At 47.2% G+C, this 17447-nt stretch carries 16 protein-coding genes; 6 read left to right on the top strand and 10 right to left on the bottom strand.

The genetic code is table 11. The annotated features are described in order from the left end of the window. Positions 1-10 precede the first annotated feature (10 nt). The 8 genes from H6F91_RS17345 to H6F91_RS17310 form a co-directional block, all read right to left on the bottom strand. Positions 11-877 carry a hypothetical protein gene (locus H6F91_RS17345; protein WP_190774880.1) on the bottom strand — a complete coding sequence of 289 codons (867 nt, stop codon included), beginning with the start codon at positions 875-877 and terminating at the stop codon, positions 11-13. Positions 878-1000: 123 nt separating this feature from the next. Next, complete coding sequence (locus H6F91_RS17340) at positions 1001-2434, bottom strand: MBOAT family protein (RefSeq protein ID WP_190774881.1); 1434 nt, start codon at positions 2432-2434, stop codon at positions 1001-1003. 763 nt (positions 2435-3197) lie between these two features. Continuing rightward, positions 3198-3623, bottom strand: coding sequence for a hemerythrin family protein (locus H6F91_RS17335; protein ID WP_190774882.1), 426 nt, complete (start codon positions 3621-3623; stop codon positions 3198-3200). A 114-nt stretch (positions 3624-3737) separates the two neighbouring features. Further along, entirely contained in the window at positions 3738-3941 is a 204-nt protein-coding gene (locus H6F91_RS17330) for a hypothetical protein (RefSeq protein WP_190774883.1), read from the bottom strand. A 17-nt stretch (positions 3942-3958) separates the two neighbouring features. Further along, the gene (locus H6F91_RS17325) at positions 3959-4843 is read right to left on the bottom strand and encodes a DUF4388 domain-containing protein (protein ID WP_190774884.1); all 885 of its coding nucleotides are present in this window, start codon (positions 4841-4843) and stop codon (positions 3959-3961) included. 193 nt (positions 4844-5036) lie between these two features. After that, positions 5037-5576: an ATP/GTP-binding protein gene (locus tag H6F91_RS17320; RefSeq protein WP_190774885.1), complete on the bottom strand. Its 540-nt coding sequence runs from the start codon at positions 5574-5576 to the stop codon at positions 5037-5039. 73 nt (positions 5577-5649) lie between these two features. Then, positions 5650-6021 (bottom strand): roadblock/LC7 domain-containing protein, encoded by a 372-nt coding sequence (locus H6F91_RS17315; RefSeq protein WP_190774886.1) that lies wholly within the window; start codon positions 6019-6021, stop codon positions 5650-5652. A gap of 215 nt (positions 6022-6236) precedes the next feature. Further along, on the bottom strand, positions 6237-6791 hold the full coding sequence (locus H6F91_RS17310; RefSeq protein ID WP_190774908.1) for a protoglobin domain-containing protein: 555 nt from the start codon (positions 6789-6791) through the stop codon (positions 6237-6239). Positions 6792-7470: 679 nt separating this feature from the next. Between H6F91_RS17310 and H6F91_RS17305 the strand changes: the two genes are divergently transcribed. The 4 genes from H6F91_RS17305 (at position 7471) to H6F91_RS17290 (ending at position 12487) form a co-directional block, all read left to right on the top strand. Beyond that, entirely contained in the window at positions 7471-8481 is a 1011-nt protein-coding gene (locus H6F91_RS17305; RefSeq protein ID WP_190774887.1) for a glycosyltransferase family 2 protein, read from the top strand. A 783-nt stretch (positions 8482-9264) separates the two neighbouring features. After that, positions 9265-9855, top strand: a complete 591-nt coding sequence (locus H6F91_RS17300; protein WP_199307895.1) for a class I SAM-dependent methyltransferase — start codon at positions 9265-9267, stop codon at positions 9853-9855. A gap of 221 nt (positions 9856-10076) precedes the next feature. Then, on the top strand, positions 10077-10766 hold the full coding sequence (locus tag H6F91_RS17295) for a glycosyltransferase family 2 protein (RefSeq protein ID WP_190774889.1): 690 nt from the start codon (positions 10077-10079) through the stop codon (positions 10764-10766). 269 nt (positions 10767-11035) lie between these two features. Continuing rightward, positions 11036-12487 carry a hypothetical protein gene (locus H6F91_RS17290; RefSeq protein ID WP_190774890.1) on the top strand — a complete coding sequence of 484 codons (1452 nt, stop codon included), beginning with the start codon at positions 11036-11038 and terminating at the stop codon, positions 12485-12487. Between the two features lie 61 nt (positions 12488-12548). On the opposite strand, the gene dacB is transcribed toward H6F91_RS17290, so the two are convergent. After that, positions 12549-14027: a D-alanyl-D-alanine carboxypeptidase/D-alanyl-D-alanine-endopeptidase gene (gene dacB / locus H6F91_RS17285; protein WP_190774891.1), complete on the bottom strand. Its 1479-nt coding sequence runs from the start codon at positions 14025-14027 to the stop codon at positions 12549-12551. Further along, on the bottom strand, positions 14024-15259 hold the full coding sequence (locus tag H6F91_RS17280; protein ID WP_242035849.1) for an FIST N-terminal domain-containing protein: 1236 nt from the start codon (positions 15257-15259) through the stop codon (positions 14024-14026). The genes dacB and H6F91_RS17280 overlap by 4 nt, the downstream gene beginning before the upstream one ends. 373 nt (positions 15260-15632) lie before the next feature. On the opposite strand from H6F91_RS17280, the gene H6F91_RS17275 reads away from it, so the two are divergent. Continuing rightward, positions 15633-15857 (top strand): Calvin cycle protein CP12, encoded by a 225-nt coding sequence (locus H6F91_RS17275; protein ID WP_190774892.1) that lies wholly within the window; start codon positions 15633-15635, stop codon positions 15855-15857. A gap of 476 nt (positions 15858-16333) precedes the next feature. Continuing rightward, positions 16334-16846 (top strand): tRNA (adenosine(37)-N6)-threonylcarbamoyltransferase complex ATPase subunit type 1 TsaE, encoded by a 513-nt coding sequence (gene tsaE / locus H6F91_RS17270; RefSeq protein WP_190774893.1) that lies wholly within the window; start codon positions 16334-16336, stop codon positions 16844-16846. Positions 16847-17447: the final 601 nt, after the last annotated feature.

The following is a 17447-nucleotide window of genomic DNA, read 5'->3' as shown; positions in this document are numbered from 1 at the left end:
AAATGTAATATTAAAGCGGCAAAGCTGCAGCTTTTCTTTTGAAGTACAGAGAATACCGATTGCCACTTGCTTCTGTTAGATGAATGCCATCTGTTGTCTGATAGTTACCGCAATTTGGCTGTTTGATATAAAGGTACTGTTTCTGAGGAAATTCGACGTAGAAGCGCTTCCTAATGGTTGTAGCGCGTGGCATAGTACAGAGTTCTTGATGCACTGGCATCTCGAAGAAAACAACTGTTGTACCTTCTTTTTCAAGCTTCTCAACAGATTGCTTTAATCTTTGAAATAGTGGATCTAATCTCTGCTTCGAAGGTTTCGTCTTGTAAGCTTCCCTTTGTTGGTTGAGAACAGCCTTATAAGCATCTGTTTCATCTATCTGATCTTCAGCCATCTTAAAATTCACAGCAGTTTTCTGCCTTGGTCGGGTAAAGCCTCTAAGGACCCCTACAGGCTTATTCCTATCTCTGAGCAAGGGTACGTACTTCTTCAAGTTATACGTAGCTGGTCCAAATAAAGCCTCTGTAAACAGGTCTCCCTCTACCTTCAAAATGTTGTTGATTTCTATAAAAACTACCCTTGGCTTCTCCTTGGGATAATTCACAACATCCAAACCATCGAATATTCCCTGGCCACCAAAGGCAAGATTATAAAAATTTTTAGATAGGAGGGATTCAGAAATTTTTTGTGAAAGAGAAGTACCTAAAATGACATTCTCTTCCTGAATGTTAGGAACGCTATAAAGGTAGTCTTGTGCACGAATTAAATTATTGTCTCGCTGGCTCTGATAAGTATCCAAATCCTGTGGTAGAAAATTGACGATGATAGACCACAACAGAATCAAAGCAATTGTTACCGTCAACGTTTTACGTATCATCATGGCCAGTGCTTCTCGCTCAATGCTTCGGGAGAAATTGACAAGATACCAGGGTCCGTTTTAGTTATTTCTTTCATGCATTTTCTGCACGAAAAATAACTTTTTCAGTGAGCTTTAAAGCATTCTTTAGAACTGGAAGTAGATAAAATCTCCAGAAGAACCACTATTTGAAATCAACATAAAAAGCATCGTTCCATAAATGATAGGCTCAAGTCTCTGTAAGCTCTTGTAGCCAGAACTATTCTTTCCTTCCTTATAAAGATATAGAAAATGATAAATCACTACAGGAAGTGAATAAATTGCAACGAAGAACATAATGTCTATATCCTGATTTAGAAAAAAAACATTATGAATCATTGCTTGTAGGTACTTGATTACATGGTCAAAATTGGGTAGCTTAAATAGTAACCATCCAAAGCTGACCGCTGTAAATACTAAAATTCCTTTGATGATAAGAATAACGTTTTTTGGAAGATTCAAAGGTTTTGGATTAAAGCTTTCCTTTAAAAAACGTTCAGAAGCGAGTAATGCGCCATGGTATGTTCCCCACACTGCATAGCTCCAAGCTGCACCATGCCATAGTCCTCCTAGCATCATCGTAATCATTAAGTTGATATAGGTTCTGACTCGACCTTTCCGATTACCTCCCAGGGGTATATACAAATACTCCTTGAGAAAATTAGATAGGGAAATATGCCACCGCCGCCAGAATTCAGAGAAAGATGTGGAGATATAGGGGAACAAGAAGTTGTCCATTAGCCTATATCCAAACAATGCGGCAAGGCCAATAGCGATGAGGGAATACCCTGCAAAATCGGCAAAGATTTGCATTGAGTATCCAAACAAAAGTGTTAGCAACCCAGATAAGGAAACGTTAGAAAACCAGGGATAGGTGATCCAATAGGTTTGCTCTTTGAGGTTGTCTGCAACAACCATCTTCAGAAAATACCCGGCCACGAGATTCCTAAAGCAGAATTCCCATTCAATATTGGATAAGAACTTAGATTTTATCTGAGGTAAAAATTCATGGGCTTTGACAATAGGCCCAGCAACCAGCTGTGGAAAGAAGGCTTTAAATAGCGTTACTTTAGCCAGATGTGTACTAAATTTGTTTCCATGGCTTTCTGTTAAAACTAATTCCTTGCCCGTGAAAGTATCAATAACGAGGCTAATTCCCTGGAAGGTGAAAAACGAAATACCAATTGGTAGAGGAATTGATACTAAAAATTGCCCAATTGTTGATTTGTCCTCAAAAAAAGTATGGCCAATTAAAGGGCTATACTTAAAGAAACCTAAAATTGCAAGGTTGAGCACAACTCCTAGCGTTGCATATATCTTCCTGAGGTTTTTATCCCCTGTAGTTGTAATGCCATAGCTGGAAATAGCATTAATAGCAATTGATAGGAGTAGAAGCAAAAGGAGTGCAGGAAAATTCCAAGCATAAAAAATAAAGCTTGCAATGATTAGTATAAGGATTTGCAACTTTTGCTTCTTTGTCGAGTAGTACAACCCGAAGGCGATCGCAACCAATACAAAAAAATTAAAACTCGTAAAAAGCATTCTTTTTTTGACCGCCTAGCCTAGACAAATTGATCCGCTTCAACAGAAAATTTGGCTCGAGGATGTTTCAGATCTGAAATCAACGTTCTGAAATAGCCTTGAAATAAGGAGTTGTACCTAACGGCGTAGATACTCTAGGAAATTTAACATAAAAGTGAACAGCCTATATTCTTGTCCTCTAAAGCCAATGCTTTTCAAAGACACTATCACTTCAGGAAATCAGAATAGAGGAGAGTGTTTAGATGCATGGATGGGGTGTGGTGAAAGGAACACGAAATGCCCCTTTCACCACACCCCATCCACATGTTTGAAACCTGACCAGAACAAAGGTATTATTTCAGCCTTAAATCCCCTTATAGCGGCGTGTAAGGGGATAGCCGAGTGTTGTGAATGGATTTGCCTGCTTATATAAGGTGAAATGCACCTGTTACAAGTAGGTTGATTACAAAGGAGGAGTGGCGTGCGACGCACGCCACTCCTCCTTTGTAATCAACGCCTGTGGTGCTACGCGCTTAGAAACAGGAAATTCATTGTTGAAAAGCTTTCCGTGGCCTTTCAACAATGAACCGTTCTGGCTAGGAGTAAACAGCAAAGAGCAACCTATATTTGAAGGTGGGCAGGCTTCAGCCGTCGATTACTAAGGATCACGAACAAAATAACCTGTAATTCTTGTTGTGAGAAGGGCGGCTTTGCCGCCCCTCTCACAACAAGAATTACAGGTTAATAAATACGCGATCCTAAGTTGCGTCAGGCTATAAGCCCTCTATGACGTAGGAAGAACCGTTTTTGGCTGCCTGAGGCATCGGCCAATCTCTGTATCAATATTCATAATGTGTCCTACCAGCCAGCGGGACAGCTCATCGTAAATCTGCTGGGCAACGGCTTCGCTGGCGTTGCTCTGGCGATATTGCTCGTGTAAATTACCAAAGGTTTCAATGAAAGCGGCATGCGCCTTCTCATTGGTGTCGGCCATAGGGCATTGGTGCTTGGCTGCGCATTTTTCTTCGTGATCAAAATGCCACTCAGCATAGTACTTAAGAAACATAATCAGCTTTTTAATAGCATTTGACCCCTGGCCCTGTTCAATCGCCTGAGCCAGATCATTCACTGCCGCGATCAGTTCCTTGTGATGGGCATCAATCATTGGGACGCCAGTGCTGAGGGAATCGTTCCAGGCAAACCGTTGCATAAACACTCCTTGAATCGCAGAGAGGAAGAAAGCATGCCTAATCTAGGGAGGTGATGGAACACCAGAGCCGTTATCCCTAGATTGCGCAATGGTGAGAGAGGCATAGCCGAAGGGCTAACGGCATGCCAATCTATCCAGGTAGATGTAGAGGTAGAAGGCCGGAATGAGTGGCAGCCACAGAGCCGAGGGAACGCTGACGTGCCAGAGTTGGAGCAAAATCCAGTAAGCGCTTCCCCAAAGGCTGGTAGATAGACCCAGCGGGCTGGCAAGAAACTCTACAAATTCGAACAACCCGAGTAAGAAATCGAAGATGAGCATAAGACCTTTGGGAAAACTTAGAGTTTGCCTTTCAAGAAGCCAACCAAATTCTGTAGAAAGGATTGGCTAACCCCGTGGCCTGCTGGTACTGCTTCAGTTTGTGCCGAGTGGGATCCAAAGCCACTGATGGGAGCATCTACGAGAGGTTCTGGATCTGGCATGGCTACCAGGGGCTCCGAAACCATCGGCACTTCTTCCGCCAAACCCACTACCGTTAGCCGAAAAGCCACCTGCTGTACTTTTTCGACGGAAATCTGAAGCTGTTTGGCGATCGCCCCCAACGCCACTGTTCCCTTAGCAAATTCCCAGACCTGCCACTCTGTTGGGCTGAGCTTGAACTGTGGCTGACCATGAATCACACTAACCAGGGCTGAGGAGGGATCGGGTAGCTTGTCCAGTAAGGCTGACCAATCTTTTAGCGCTCGCAGTCCTGCTAGCGTCACTTCGGTTGCTGATGCATTTAATCCTGTCAATTCAGCTACGGGAATTGGTGCTTGTGGATCAAACTGAAACCAGCCATTTTCTAGTTCAAACAGGGCACAGACCTGACGCATGACCTGGGAGTAGAACAACAACTTGAGTTGTTCAACAGTTAATGCTCCCTGGGTTTTTAGGCAAACTCCGGCAGGAGTTCCCACTGTGCAGTTTTGAGTGAGCCGGTTAGCCGCTCGCTCTCCCAACCAGCCTCGCTGATTAATCAAGCGCATTAAGCCTTGCTGGTCGAGAGTATTGGAGGCAGCAACAATGCGCCCCTGCTTAAACCAGATGTAGTGATTGCCTTGTTTCGGTGCTTGCGGTTCCAACAGGGAGCAGATGGTCAACAACCCCGATTTCGTTCCCTGTTCCAAAATTTGGAAGAGTTCTGCTAAGGAAAACTCTGATAGATAGCCGGTAATGGTCATGACACATCTCACCTAGGTAGTCGCTGCAATGGATTTGAGAGAGATTTGAGATGTTGATTTTGCGTGGCTGATTAATCTACAAAAAATCAACATTTCAAATGGGGGCTGATGGACAGGGCTGGGCTTATGCGCTGACCTGTAGATGCGACGCTCTGAGAAAGGTTGGTTTGGGCCGCGCACGCAACATCAACTATTAGACAAGACAGCCCTGCATAGAATGTTGGACGAGGGTAATGATGGCTTCGGCAACGGAAGCAGATTCCGTGGGATTAACCGTAATCATTAGGGGACGGGTTTCAGGGAGGACGTAGCCCAGGGCGATCGCCACGTTCTCGGCTTCCCAGGCTCCCTCGCAGTCTGTATGGGTGAGGCCGATGATCATGGGAATTTGCGATCGCTGTTTCATAAAAGCCAGAATGCGGCGCGAGTGGCGAAACTCCATGGGACGGTGGGCCGCAATCAGCAAGATATACGCGTGAGCTTTGCGGATCAAAATGTCCCACATAAAGTCGAAGCGCGATTGTCCAGGAGTTCCGTAGAGGTGCAATGCCATTTCTGGCCCAAACTGGAGGCGGCCAAAGTCAAAGGCAACGGTGGTGCGTTTTTTGATGAGTAGAGTTTCGTCGGTGGCGTGGCGATCAGTATCGACGACCTCAATTTCGCTAACAGAGCGAATAAACGTGGACTTGCCCGACCCAACCGGGCCAGTCACCACAAGCCGCATGATTTCCATGGAAGAGACCGATGAAGGGATAGGGGTGAAGAAGGTGGCGGAGCCTGGGACTCCGCCACAGCGAATCGGAACTTTACATCATGAGTAACTTCAATTCCCCCAGGGTGCGCTTGATCTCAAGCATCAGTACACCCTGCTTGGCCGCTTTGCTGGCCAACACTAGGAATACGGCGTCTTCGCCGCAGCTGGTCAGCACGCCGTAGCCCTGATCTCCTTCTACGTAGATTCGATCAACACCACCCCGTGCCAACTCTGAACCAATCCGCTCGCCCAGGGACAACATAGCGGCAGACATCGCTGAAACCCGTTCTTCATCCATACCTGCGGGTAGGCTCGTAGCCAAAGGCAGACCATCGGGGGTTACCAGGGCTGCCCCTTGAACGTCACTGGTAGCTGTGACGAACTGCTGCAAAACCATATTCAACTTTTCGGTGCTAATAGCCATTGTGATTTCCTTTGTTAGTGGGAGTGAACGGAAGTCAGGAGAAATAGAGGGTCAACAACTTCTGGAAAATTAACGAAATAGATAGTGTTGGATCATAAGCCTGGTAGGGTGTTTGAAACGTTCATTTTTCGTATGCTGTGTACGGAAAATAAAACCCTCATTAAAACGTTTCAAACATCCTCTAAAAGAGATTTTCAAGGATGAGCCTGGTGCTCTTACATTGCTCCAGCACCTGTTGTAATTAAGCGCCGGAATAGGCCCTCAGTCCAGCCTGTTTCTTTCAACACAGCCGTTGAAGAAACTTCAATGTAAGCCTGTTCAATAAATGCCAGGTCGATCATGCAGATCTTACCCAGGGCATCGCGTAAATTTTCAGATTTACCATCAGCGATCGCTCGCTTACCAGCCTCATGAACAACCGTTGCCATGGCTGGAACGACGTGCTGAGGACCAATGCCAATCTTGACGTGAACTAGACCGATTTTCCAGCGGCGATCGGCGTACTCGTCTCCCCAATTATCCATGCCGGTAAACATTTCGTGAAACCACAGAACGAAGGTTTCTTTCAGCCGATGAACCCGACCTTCAGAGGCGTTGAGGATGACGCCCATTTCCGGGTCACGTCCCATATAGCTGTAGAAGTGATCGGACATGTCAGAGGCAATTTCTAATCCCCAATTTGCATTACTTAATAGAAGCTCTTTATCAGCGGTAGAAAAGTCCATTCGAGCTTCCATCTTTGCCATGAAAGTGTGAGGATCTAAAACCATGATGACTCCTGTAGAGCGGATAGATTGGATTGCATTGAATTGATTTAAGCTCATCCTAGTCAGCTGCACCAAGATAGCTGTAGGGAATATCCACGGATTTTTCTGAGCGTTGTGTTTCGGCTTTATTCTGAAGAAAAATAAAATAAATTACTAACAAATTGATTTAGTTTGCGAGTTATAAAGCTATCTGAAGAAGTAGCTTTGAGCAAATCTTAGAGGCCAGCAAACTAACGCTAACTTATGCCTAAATCTATGAAAGTCCTTTGCTGGTAGCTTTTGCCGATGTATTAGAGATTTGATCGGCCTTGAGAGAATGACTTCTTGTAATAATTAAATGAATTCTGTTTACATAAGTTAGCCAAATAAAATGGAAATAGATTGGGTAGGCCTTCCCCAAAATATGAAAGCTGCGTTAAGCAAATTTGATCTGGACTGAATAAAATTCAAACTCGCCCCATGAAATATAGAAAGGTTTACATCCTAGCTCTTGAAAAGGCTCCGTATCTTTGCTGACCATATTGGCAACTTAAAGTTATGACAGACTGTTCTACATTTTCTGTTAGGGCAAAAGATGAAAGCAAAGCCCCCACCTTCTGCCCTGACAAAATCTGGCTAACTGACTCATCCATCGAAACCGCTTCTCCGGTTTAATGGTGGTTAGCTCATGAGTCGCCGTGCTATGGATACTTCTCTCATCCCTAAAGGTCAACCCCAACCGTCCCTTGATGAAGCAACTCGCCCGCTAAGGCTGTCGGTGGTGGTACCCGTTTACAACGAGGTGGAAAGCTTGCCCCGATTAGTGGAGGCGATCGCCACAGCCGTCCAACCCACCGACTTCGACTATGAAATTATCTGTGTAGACGATGGCTCCCGAGACGGTACTACGGCACTGCTGCGGGAGCTGGCCCTGAGCCGAAGCGACCTGCGAGGTGTGCTGTTGCGCCGGAACTATGGCCAGACCGCTGCGATGGCTGCAGGTTTCAACCATGCCCGGGGAGATGTAATTGTTACTCTGGATGGTGACCTGCAGAACGACCCCTCTGACATTCCTATGCTGGTTGAGAAGTTGGAGGAGGGGTATGACCTGGTGAGCGGTTGGCGTAAGAATCGGCAGGACGCTGCTCTAACTCGCCTCCTACCATCAAAGTTGGCCAATGGCTTAATCGGTTGGGTCACCGGGGTAAAGCTACATGACTACGGTTGCTCCCTCAAGGCATACCGTTCTGAGTTGGTCATGGATATGAATCTGTACGGTGAACTGCACCGTTTCCTGCCGGCCCTGGCTTTCATTGAAGGGGCACGAATTACGGAAGTGCCTGTGAAGCATCACGCCCGTCAATTTGGTCAAAGCAAATATGGGCTGGGGCGTACCTTTCGGGTGTTGATGGATCTGTTCACCATCGCCTTTATGAAAAAGTTCCTTACCCGACCCATGCATGTGTTTGGTGGCTTTGGGTTGGCGTCGCTAGCGTTGGGAATTCTGCTGGGTAGCTATCTCACCTTCTTGAAGCTGGTATTGGGGCAAAGTATTGGCGATCGCCCCCTCCTCATTCTGGCGGTAGTACTTTTCCTAACAGGGGTACAGCTGTTCAGTTTGGGCCTGCTGGCCGAGGTTGCTATGCGCACTTATCATGAATCCCAGGGGCGGCCCATTTACCGGGTGCGTGAAGTCGTTGAGCAAGACCGTTGAAAAACGGCTACTTTTAGTAGAGATTGACCTTAGTTATTTTTGTAGAGATAGGAGAAGAGGTTGGGTGCGTCGCACTCAACCTCTTCTCCTATTTAGAGCCTTTTTGTTGTGTGTTGTGCTTCGCACAACACACAACAAAAAGGCTCTAGTCCTGAGCGTATCAGAAGTGCCTGATGGAGATTATGACCTGTGATACTTCCAACATAGGTCGATTATTATGACCGCTAAGTTATTCCTCATAGTATAATCACTTCAATTTTTGCTCCCCATGGTTCTGTGTGGCAGCAGAAATAAATGTAGATCTGGCTTGGTTATGAGGATTTTGCTTTAAGCAATGCTCTTGTATAAGACATTGCAGTTGATGCGTCAAATTTGCAGGATTAAATCACTCATGCTTGAAACTTTGATGACGGATCTTTCTGCCAGAAATCAATCAGGTGCTTATTCTTTTCTCGTGTAAGAAATTGCTTCTAGTCCGGTAGCCAGGTGCTAAAGGTATGCCTAGAAACGCCAATACAGAATACTTGGGCTAACCTGATGCCCCCTTCCTAGTTCAAAGAGATTGTTTTGCAGCCCTGCTGATCGTCATTGACTTCGCACTAGATTCCTATTTCCGTTCCTATCTGTCGTGTCGAGTGAAACGCGCCGAAGCCTATGAACAGCAAAACTAGCCTGTCTTTATATTCATCTTCTGAAGGGCAAAGTGACTATGTACAACCTAATGTGGGTGGTATAGTCAGCAAAATTTCTTTGAAAGTCCGGCTGGAGATGTTGAACACTCTGATGCAGTTGGTTCAACCGACCCCGACCATGCAAGTTCTCGATGTGGGTGTTACGTCTGATCGACGAGAAGATTGCAACTTTTTTGAAAGGTATTATCCTTACCCCCAAAGCATCACGGCTGTTGGTATGGAAGATGCCAAGTTTTTAGAAAAAGAATTTCCTGGCTTAACCTACGTTCAAGCCGATGGGCTTAATCTGCCGTTTCCTGACAAGAGCTTTGATCTTGTAGTGAGCTCTGCAGTGATTGAGCATGTAGGCGATCGCCAGCGCCAACAAGCTTTTGTTAACGAACTCTGCCGAGTAGGTAAGCGCTGCTTTATCACCACACCTAACCGCTGGTATCCTGTAGAGTTTCACACCATTCTTCCACTAATACACTGGTTACCTGCCACATGGTTTCGCCGAATTCTTCGTTTGCTAGGCCATGACTTCTGGGCTAGAGAGGAAAACTTAAATCTGCTGACTGCTCAGGAACTGCAACAGATGTGCCCTCCAACGATGCAGGTTTATATGCGGCCACATCGGTTATTAGGTCTCGTTTCCAACATTGTCTTCTATGCTGTAGATGCTAACAGCGTAAAGCACATTTAAAACTCTTCTAGATATGGCAGGTGGAGTGTCAAGCACCTAACGATCAGATGTACAATTGCCATCGAAATTTATGCGGGCTGCCAGCATTCGGTAAATAATAGTTTATTCTGTCAGCTTCTCTAGACAGGGATATGGCAATAACTATTCAGTCCTATGTCCCGGTACCACGAGTAACCACTCTGTCAGTTATTGTTGTTCTCATCCAATGTTCGGCTTTGTCTATGAAATTATCGATTGTTATTCCCTGCTACAACGAGTTAGGTACGATTGGAAAAGTCGTGGCTGCCGTTAAAGAATCACCTGTCAAAGACAAAGAAATCATTATTGTTGATGATTGTTCAACAGATGGCACTCAAAATCTATTGCGCTCGACAATCGAGCCATACGTAGACAAGGTTATATACCATCCTCGAAACAAAGGAAAAGGAGCGGCGCTACGTACAGGTTTTGCAGAAGCCACGGGTGATATTGTTATTGTTCAAGATGCGGATTTAGAGTACGACCCTCAAGAGTATCCGCTTATGATTGCACCCATTCTGGCAGATCGGGCAGATGTGGTATTTGGCTCTCGGTTCATTGGTAGCCATCCTCACCGGGTTGTTTACTATTGGCACATGGTTGGTAACCAGTTCTTGACTACTCTCTCCAACATGATGACCAATATTAACCTGACGGATATGGAAACTTGTTACAAAGCTTTCCGTCGGGAAATTATTCAATCCATTCAAATTCGGGAAAATCGATTTGGTTTCGAGCCTGAAATTACGGCCAAGGTTTCTAAGCTCGACTGTCGTATCTATGAGGTGGGTATTTCCTATTATGGTCGTACCTATAAAGAAGGGAAAAAGATTGGTTGGAAGGACGGCGTTCGAGCTATCTACTGCATTCTTAGATATAACCTGTTCCCTTAGAAAATAGATGAGTGCCGAAGCTCCTATTTATCACATCCATAGGGTATAAACTCACCAGGTTTTGCTAATAGCTGGAGGCAATGGATCAGCTTTATAGATTTACGCTTGGAAACTTAAATTCTCTTTAGTAAGGAAAGATAGGTTTGCTGTCCACGTCTAACTCTCTTAAATCAATCCGTTCGCTGATTTCTAAATCCTTAATAGTCCTCATTTTTCTGCTTTCATTTCGGAGATTCGCAGCTGATCGCATCCCTAATCTGAACTCAGATATGGCCGTTCATATCTTAATGGCCTACCATCTCAAACTCCCTGAAGATTTGTACTATTGGGGCCAAAATCGCCTTGGGAGTGCCGTTCCAATTCTAAGCAATCTTCTACTAAAGATTACGTCCTTATCGCCCGTTGAAGCCATTTCCTATGTACAGTATGGGCTTCTACTGGCTGGTTTTATCTGTCTTAGTACTCTATTTAAAACATACTTCTCTCGCTTAATTTTTGCCCTGGCCTGGTTTCTTCCAATCCCACACTTTCACGAGCTCGTTTTTCCTGCCCACCCCTATGGGCCCCAGTTTGCTTTTACAGGAATAGCTCTTTTCATTATCAACTACCTGCTGGAACAGAAGCATCTGAAGCAATGGAGGCGTCAGGTTCTCATTTCTAGCGCAACCCTTTGCCTATTTACCTCACTCTGGATATCCGACCTGCACTTTGTGTTTATGGCTATCCTGGCAGCCATTACCGTACAGCACGTTGATAAAACTGTTAATCAGGGTACTGATATTTCCTGGCGCGATCGCCTGCGAAACCTCCTAATACCTGATGTAATTAATATCATCATTACTTCTATTGTAGGCTTTTCATTTATCTTATTTGCCAAGCATGAAGCCTCTGGAACTTCTCCTTATGGAGGGTTCAGCAGCTTTTCGCAAATCCTTGAGGTACTCAATCGTCTTATAACATCGGCCATTCAAACATTAACATTTCAAGTTGATAGCCCAATCCTTTCAATTTATGCTGTTTTGTTTGTGCTGCTGGTGGGCTATGCCATCTACTGGTGGAGTACCGAAAGAAGCTTTCTGCTTGAGAGCCGTTTTCCTCATTGGGCAATGCTCTTCTTCTTGAATGCTATTTTTTCCTTCGGGCTAATCCTGGTATCTAACTGGCTCTATATCAACGATGTAAGTCTGCGATATTTCTCAGTCGTTTACATCTCAGCCTGGATGGCATTTCTGTTGTTGGTAGAACAGGTATCGGGTGCCTATGGGCGTCGTATGAAACTCGGCCTATTTCTGATGGCTATTGCTTCTATTTTTCTTCAAGCTACTCCAGTCCTGGCTCTGAAAGTGGCACCACCCTATGTGTTGCGTCTACAGCCATTTGAGAATCTTGCTCCTGCGGGATTTATTGGAGAATACTGGTCCTCTTACGTGCTGTGCAGCGCAGATCCTGCCAATCTTAATTGCACGCCTTATGACCAGAAAGGGCGTACCCCCTGTCCTGATAAAGCTCCCGAAAAAGTTCCCGTTCGAACCCGTCGTGTTCGCTGTTCTCGCTGTGTTCGCCGGGTTCTTAAATCGCCCAATCTTTATCTTGTAAAGAATGACTGGTTAGAGGATTTCCCTCGTGAAATTGAGCAATTTGGGGTTTGTCTGATCCGTAGTGGTAAGCCCCGAAAAATACAAAGGTATGAGATTGCTCGTTATCAGGTACAAACAAGATGATTCGGCTGTCATGAATACGGTTATGACAAATGTGTCATGCACACTTCATCTATCCAGTTCGTTAATTGCTGGAGCAAGAAGAGAGGTCTGCTAATAACACTACAATTTGATCGATTGTGGGACGGATTGTTCGCACAGGCTGGTCAAAATGATTGACTAAGATACTGAAGGCCAGAGGGGGGTGATGGTCTGGCTCAAGGTAACCGGATAGGGCTGCAATCCCACTAATGGCCCCTGTTTTACCCCATAAATGGCCTTCCACAGGAGTTCCTTGAAAGCGGTTTTGGAGGGTTCCTGAGACACCAGCGACAGACAGAGAGTTCTGATACATCTGAGCCGCAGGACCACGGTGCATAGCCTGGAGAGTTTGTACAAAGGCCTCGGGTGTCGCTAAGTTACGGCGAGCTAACCCAGAACCGTCCGTCTGGTCAATGCTATCTGGATCAACACCTAGAGGAGCCAAAATAGCTTCAACCCCTTCTAAGCCGGCTACTAGCGTCGAGGGTTGCGATAAGGTGTGGCGAACTCCAATCTGGCGCAGCAAGGTTTCCGCATAGAGGTTTTCACTTTCGGTATTGGCCTGGGTTATCAGGTAGGAGAGGGGCGGGGAGAGCGTAAAGGCAATCTCTGATGCCGAGCTGGGGAGGGGGGGAAAGGTGGCTGTATTTGGCGTTGTCCCTCGCTCGACCGTTATTCCCACAGCCCTTAAGGCTGACTGAAAATGGCGTAGAAAACGCCCATTTGGATCTGGGGTAGCGATCGCCTCCTCCACAGCCTCGCTACCTGCTTGCAGTTGCCCCTCAATCCGGAGTACCCGTCGCTGTCCATCCTGCTGAACTTGGGTGAATTCCTCTTCGTTGCTTCCGGCGGGCAGCGTGCGGCTGAGGTTAATAATTTGCCAGTTGCCAGCATCGACGGGGTTATTAAAGGCTACATGCAAAGGCTGGCCAGAGGATTGGGGGGTTAGTTGAAGGGCGATCGCATTGCCATCTAGCATCAAGCTGCTAACCGGAGCTCCATAGCCTGCCTGTAAGTCTTCCCACTCCCAGTTCGGGTTGATGGGGTCGCCTGTGAAGTAGGAATCATCGACTTCTAGCCGATCTATACGGCGAACGCCCTGGTTATAAATTTGCTGTGCTAAATTTTGTAGCGATTCTGCTGTAAACGTTGGATCGCCTCGCCCTACGACTCGCAGCACGGTTTCCCCGGCTGCGGATGGCAACTGATAAACCGACGTGCGAATTTGGTAGTCAGGCCCTAATTCTGTCAGAGCCGCTGCTGTGGTTAACAGCTTTATATTTGAGGCAGGAATAAAAAACTGTTGGGCATCTCGCGTGTAGAGGGGCTCACCTCCGGTTATGGGACTGACCTGAATACCCCAACGGGCACGGCGGCTGATGGATTGTTGTTGGAGGATAGTCTCAATTGCCTGGGGAAGGTCAGCCGGGCAGATGGATGCCAGAAGGGGCGATCGCCATCCTCCCGCTCCAACCAATGCCAGAGCCAGAGCCAGGGACCGCCAACGTTTTCTTTCGGTCATGGTTCGCGGCAAATTCCAAAGACGGAGGTATAGCCATGCAAGAAAGTGGAACCTCCCACAGGGCCAATTTCGCCACCACAGAAAAAGCCGCTGAGGGGAATGCGGTTAATATACTGACGAAACAAACCCGAGTCGAAGTTGGGCTGGTCGTACAACCCCTCTCCCCGGCCAGCACAGGCAAAGAGTAACGCCCCAACAGGTTGAACGCCGTGATGTTCTTTCTGATAACGCTCCAGCAAAGCCTCCAGGTCATCGGCAGAGGCTTGTGAGTCGCGCAGATGGAACTGAATACGTTGGCCTGGGCGGACGCGATCGCCAATGGCAATGGCTCCAATACGGGGATCTACGCCCAGCATATTCCGGATTAGAAAATCCCCTGGTTCCAAATTCTGCTTGAATTCAGACTGGGCCACTCCGACGAACAGCGAATGCTGGGCCAGTTCTTGATCCGCAGCATCCAGGTCTTGATAGAGCTCCTGTAATGCCTCCAGCGGCGTACAAACGCTGGCTCCTGCTTCCTGGGCTTCCAGTTTGATGAGAATGTTGCGCTCGCCTTCTACGACTCGGAAGGGCTTGCCAATGGGGCGGCATCCTTGGGCCACGATTGCCTCCAGCACGACCCGCCCGCTCAGCGCTAACCCTACGGTTCCTTCACGGTACAGCTCAAAGTTGCAGAAGAGCCCGGTGCCAAAGAGGGATGGTCCCGTAGACATGCCACCAACCTTCACGGCACCTGGGTAAGCAAAATCCATTCCTTGCAGTAGATCATTGATGCCCGATGACATCGCATCTGAGAGCAGAATGAAGCTGGGATTTTCTTCGGGGGGGACGCCGATTAACTCTGCCCACCGCTGAGGCGGACCATCCAAATCAGGGAGGTCATCGCTGTCAATGTGGAAGGGGTGAAGGTTCACTCCAGGTAAGCGGGCTAGGGTCAAACTCAGGGCAGGAGCATCCTCTATTTCGCGGACTTGGCCGCTAACCTCAACGCCGATAGTGCCGCCACCACTACAACCTATAAGCACGGAAACTGACAGCTTTGCCTTTAGTAACGGCATCAACCGGGAATACTCGCTGGCAAAGGCAGAGGAGATGAACACCATGGCCAGATCCGCCGGAGCCTGGAGTTGGCTTAGGGCTTGCTCAACGACTTCATTCACTGCCGCCTCTAAGGAAGGCTGCGTTGATAGCGCATTAACCCACTGCATCGGGTCGGTTTGGGGGTCTGCCATTGCGTCCATCCTGTGCGTCTTTGTCACCACCAGCGGAAGCTGAACTGGGTTTACCGGAATTATACGGGGCCAGTATAATTTTCCACTTTTCTTTAAGTCTCCATTTTGACATACTGCCAGAAGCCCGAAGTGCCCGGAATTGGTGAAGATTGAGTGGTTTTCAAAAGCTACATCCTTTGGTAATAGCTGAGCTTGGCCGATAGGCGCAAGTCGTGCTGACAATCGCACGTTACAATATAGAAGAGTAGAAATACTCACTCACCCATTTTGATAGCCTGACTGGGTGACTTGACGAAACCGTCCGTCGAGTTACTCTATTCTGAGGGCACTATCGATACAATCGTCCGTATATCAACCTCTGAGTGTTATAGCTATGAGCGACATCCACCAAAAAATTCAAGAAGAGCGTGACCAAGCTCGCGAAGTTTGCGAAATCAAGGGCGATGGTTCGGCAGAATGTGCCGCTGCCTGGGACGCTGTTGAAGAACTGCAAGCAGAAGCGTCCCACCAACGGGAGCGGGGCGATGAGAAGACTAGTTTTGAGCAGTACTGCGATGCGAACCCCGAAGCTGATGAGTGCCGCGTTTACGACAACTAAATCAACCCGTTGAAGAGCGATCGCCAGTATGACCTGTCTTGGGCAGTTTTGAGTAGGCGAATTTCTCTAAATAGGCATCAAGGGGGGATGCGGTTGCGTCCCCCTTTGCTTTGAGATGACGAGCGATCGCCCGCTGCCTGTCTAAGCAGGTATTGTGAAGCGAATTTCTCTAAGCAGGCTGTCAAAGGGGGATGCAGTTGCATCCCCCTTTGTTTTCAACCAGAACAGTGCATTTTCATTGCGTGTGACTACACCCAATGGAAGTGCACTGTCTTGACTTGATTAGTCTAAAAAACAGCCAGGATGTGAGTATAGAATAAGTGCGGCTTATAAGCTAATACCCGTCATGGTTGGGGGTTAGACCTTGTAAGGTAGCCACTTTACTTAAATCCGGTGGGTAAAATACCTATCCTTAAGGAAAATGGCAAAGTTGCACCGCAATCTAGATGAATGAAACAGGTAGGGGCGCAGAGGGCATGAGCACAACGGCATCGGTGATATCTCTGGCAGACGCTGACGCGACTCTGGCCCTGGGCGAATTTTTGGGGCGATCGCTTCCACCTGGTACTGTTCTGTTGCTCCATGGCAATCTGGGCAGCGGCAAGACGACTCTGGTGCAAGGAATTGGTCGAGCGCTAGGCATCACCGACCCTATTTTGAGCCCAACTTTTACGCTGATCAGCGAATACTACGAAGGCCGTATTCCCCTCTATCATCTGGATTTGTATCGGCTCACTTCAGAAGAAGCCGCAAACCTATATCTAGAAACCTATTGGGATGGAAATGAGTATCCTCCTGGCTTAGTCGCAATTGAGTGGGCAGAGCGGTTAGCAGAGCGGCCTGAATCCTACGGCGAGATTGAGCTGGTGATTTCTTCAGAAGCGGCAAAATCTACCACTTCTGCAGGGCGGCAGGCCACGCTCATCAACAATGGGCCAACTCCTACTTTTACCAACCTCCCAAGTGTTTCAAAACTTCATAAAGCTTGACCGCACCCAAGTTTCGGCAGGCTCTGGCTTTGCCGCTAGAAATCCACAATCCTAAGGCCAATAATTTGCCTGCCGAGGCCGTTAAGTAACGGGAGGTCGAAATCTTTATCAATGTGTATGGATTCCATAACTTGCGTAATTAAAACCTGACGCAATCCCAAGCACTGCGCGTAAGCTAGTAGTAGAGGATGCTTCAAAGAGCAGTCGGGCGATCGCATCCATCCCGGGTTAGATTTCCTGCCCACGGTGGAATTCTGATCGCAAGTTGTTGTATTTTTATGCATTCTGGGTGTGGCTACATAGGAGGAAGTTAGGGCAATGATTGTCCTTTTATCTCCTTGGACTGAGTCTTGTTCTTTGCTAACCTAGGCTTGCCTGGGTTTGCTATCCGCTCTGTCCAAAAAAATGTCCCTATTGGGCTACAAGCGGTCGAGCGACACACTCGCTGTTCCCCACCGGTTCGTTTAGGAGTTTACTTTCCCGCGTTTCCGGTTGCCCTGGATACATCTACAAGCCGAGCTCCTCCTTTGGGCTCAGGCTAGATCCAGGTAAAGCACCCAGAGTCTTATCCCTCGCACCTAATCCTCGCTTCATTTAATCC

It is taken from the genome of Leptolyngbya sp. FACHB-8, from assembly GCF_014695575.1.
In the GTDB taxonomy this organism is placed as follows: Bacteria; Cyanobacteriota; Cyanobacteriia; order Elainellales; family Elainellaceae; genus Vacuolonema.
This window is presented reverse-complemented; position numbering and strand designations above follow the sequence as displayed.

Excerpts from the sequence above, each read along its gene's own strand:
- H6F91_RS17345 (WP_190774880.1), bottom strand. The coding sequence starts at position 877 with ATGATGATACGTAAAACGTTGACGGTAACAATTGCTTTGATTCTGTTG.
- H6F91_RS17340 (WP_190774881.1), bottom strand. The coding sequence starts at position 2,434 with ATGCTTTTTACGAGTTTTAATTTTTTTGTATTGGTTGCGATCGCCTTC.
- H6F91_RS17335 (WP_190774882.1), bottom strand. The coding sequence starts at position 3,623 with ATGCAACGGTTTGCCTGGAACGATTCCCTCAGCACTGGCGTCCCAATG.
- H6F91_RS17330 (WP_190774883.1), bottom strand. The coding sequence starts at position 3,941 with ATGCTCATCTTCGATTTCTTACTCGGGTTGTTCGAATTTGTAGAGTTT.
- H6F91_RS17325 (WP_190774884.1), bottom strand. The coding sequence starts at position 4,843 with ATGACCATTACCGGCTATCTATCAGAGTTTTCCTTAGCAGAACTCTTC.
- H6F91_RS17320 (WP_190774885.1), bottom strand. The coding sequence starts at position 5,576 with ATGGAAATCATGCGGCTTGTGGTGACTGGCCCGGTTGGGTCGGGCAAG.
- H6F91_RS17315 (WP_190774886.1), bottom strand. The coding sequence starts at position 6,021 with ATGGCTATTAGCACCGAAAAGTTGAATATGGTTTTGCAGCAGTTCGTC.
- H6F91_RS17310 (WP_190774908.1), bottom strand. The coding sequence starts at position 6,791 with ATGGTTTTAGATCCTCACACTTTCATGGCAAAGATGGAAGCTCGAATG.
- H6F91_RS17305 (WP_190774887.1), top strand. The coding sequence starts at position 7,471 with ATGGATACTTCTCTCATCCCTAAAGGTCAACCCCAACCGTCCCTTGAT.
- H6F91_RS17300 (WP_199307895.1), top strand. The coding sequence starts at position 9,265 with ATGCAGTTGGTTCAACCGACCCCGACCATGCAAGTTCTCGATGTGGGT.
- H6F91_RS17295 (WP_190774889.1), top strand. The coding sequence starts at position 10,077 with ATGAAATTATCGATTGTTATTCCCTGCTACAACGAGTTAGGTACGATT.
- H6F91_RS17290 (WP_190774890.1), top strand. The coding sequence starts at position 11,036 with ATGGCCGTTCATATCTTAATGGCCTACCATCTCAAACTCCCTGAAGAT.
- dacB (WP_190774891.1), bottom strand. The coding sequence starts at position 14,027 with ATGACCGAAAGAAAACGTTGGCGGTCCCTGGCTCTGGCTCTGGCATTG.
- H6F91_RS17280 (WP_242035849.1), bottom strand. The coding sequence starts at position 15,259 with ATGGCAGACCCCCAAACCGACCCGATGCAGTGGGTTAATGCGCTATCA.
- H6F91_RS17275 (WP_190774892.1), top strand. The coding sequence starts at position 15,633 with ATGAGCGACATCCACCAAAAAATTCAAGAAGAGCGTGACCAAGCTCGC.
- tsaE (WP_190774893.1), top strand. The coding sequence starts at position 16,334 with ATGAGCACAACGGCATCGGTGATATCTCTGGCAGACGCTGACGCGACT.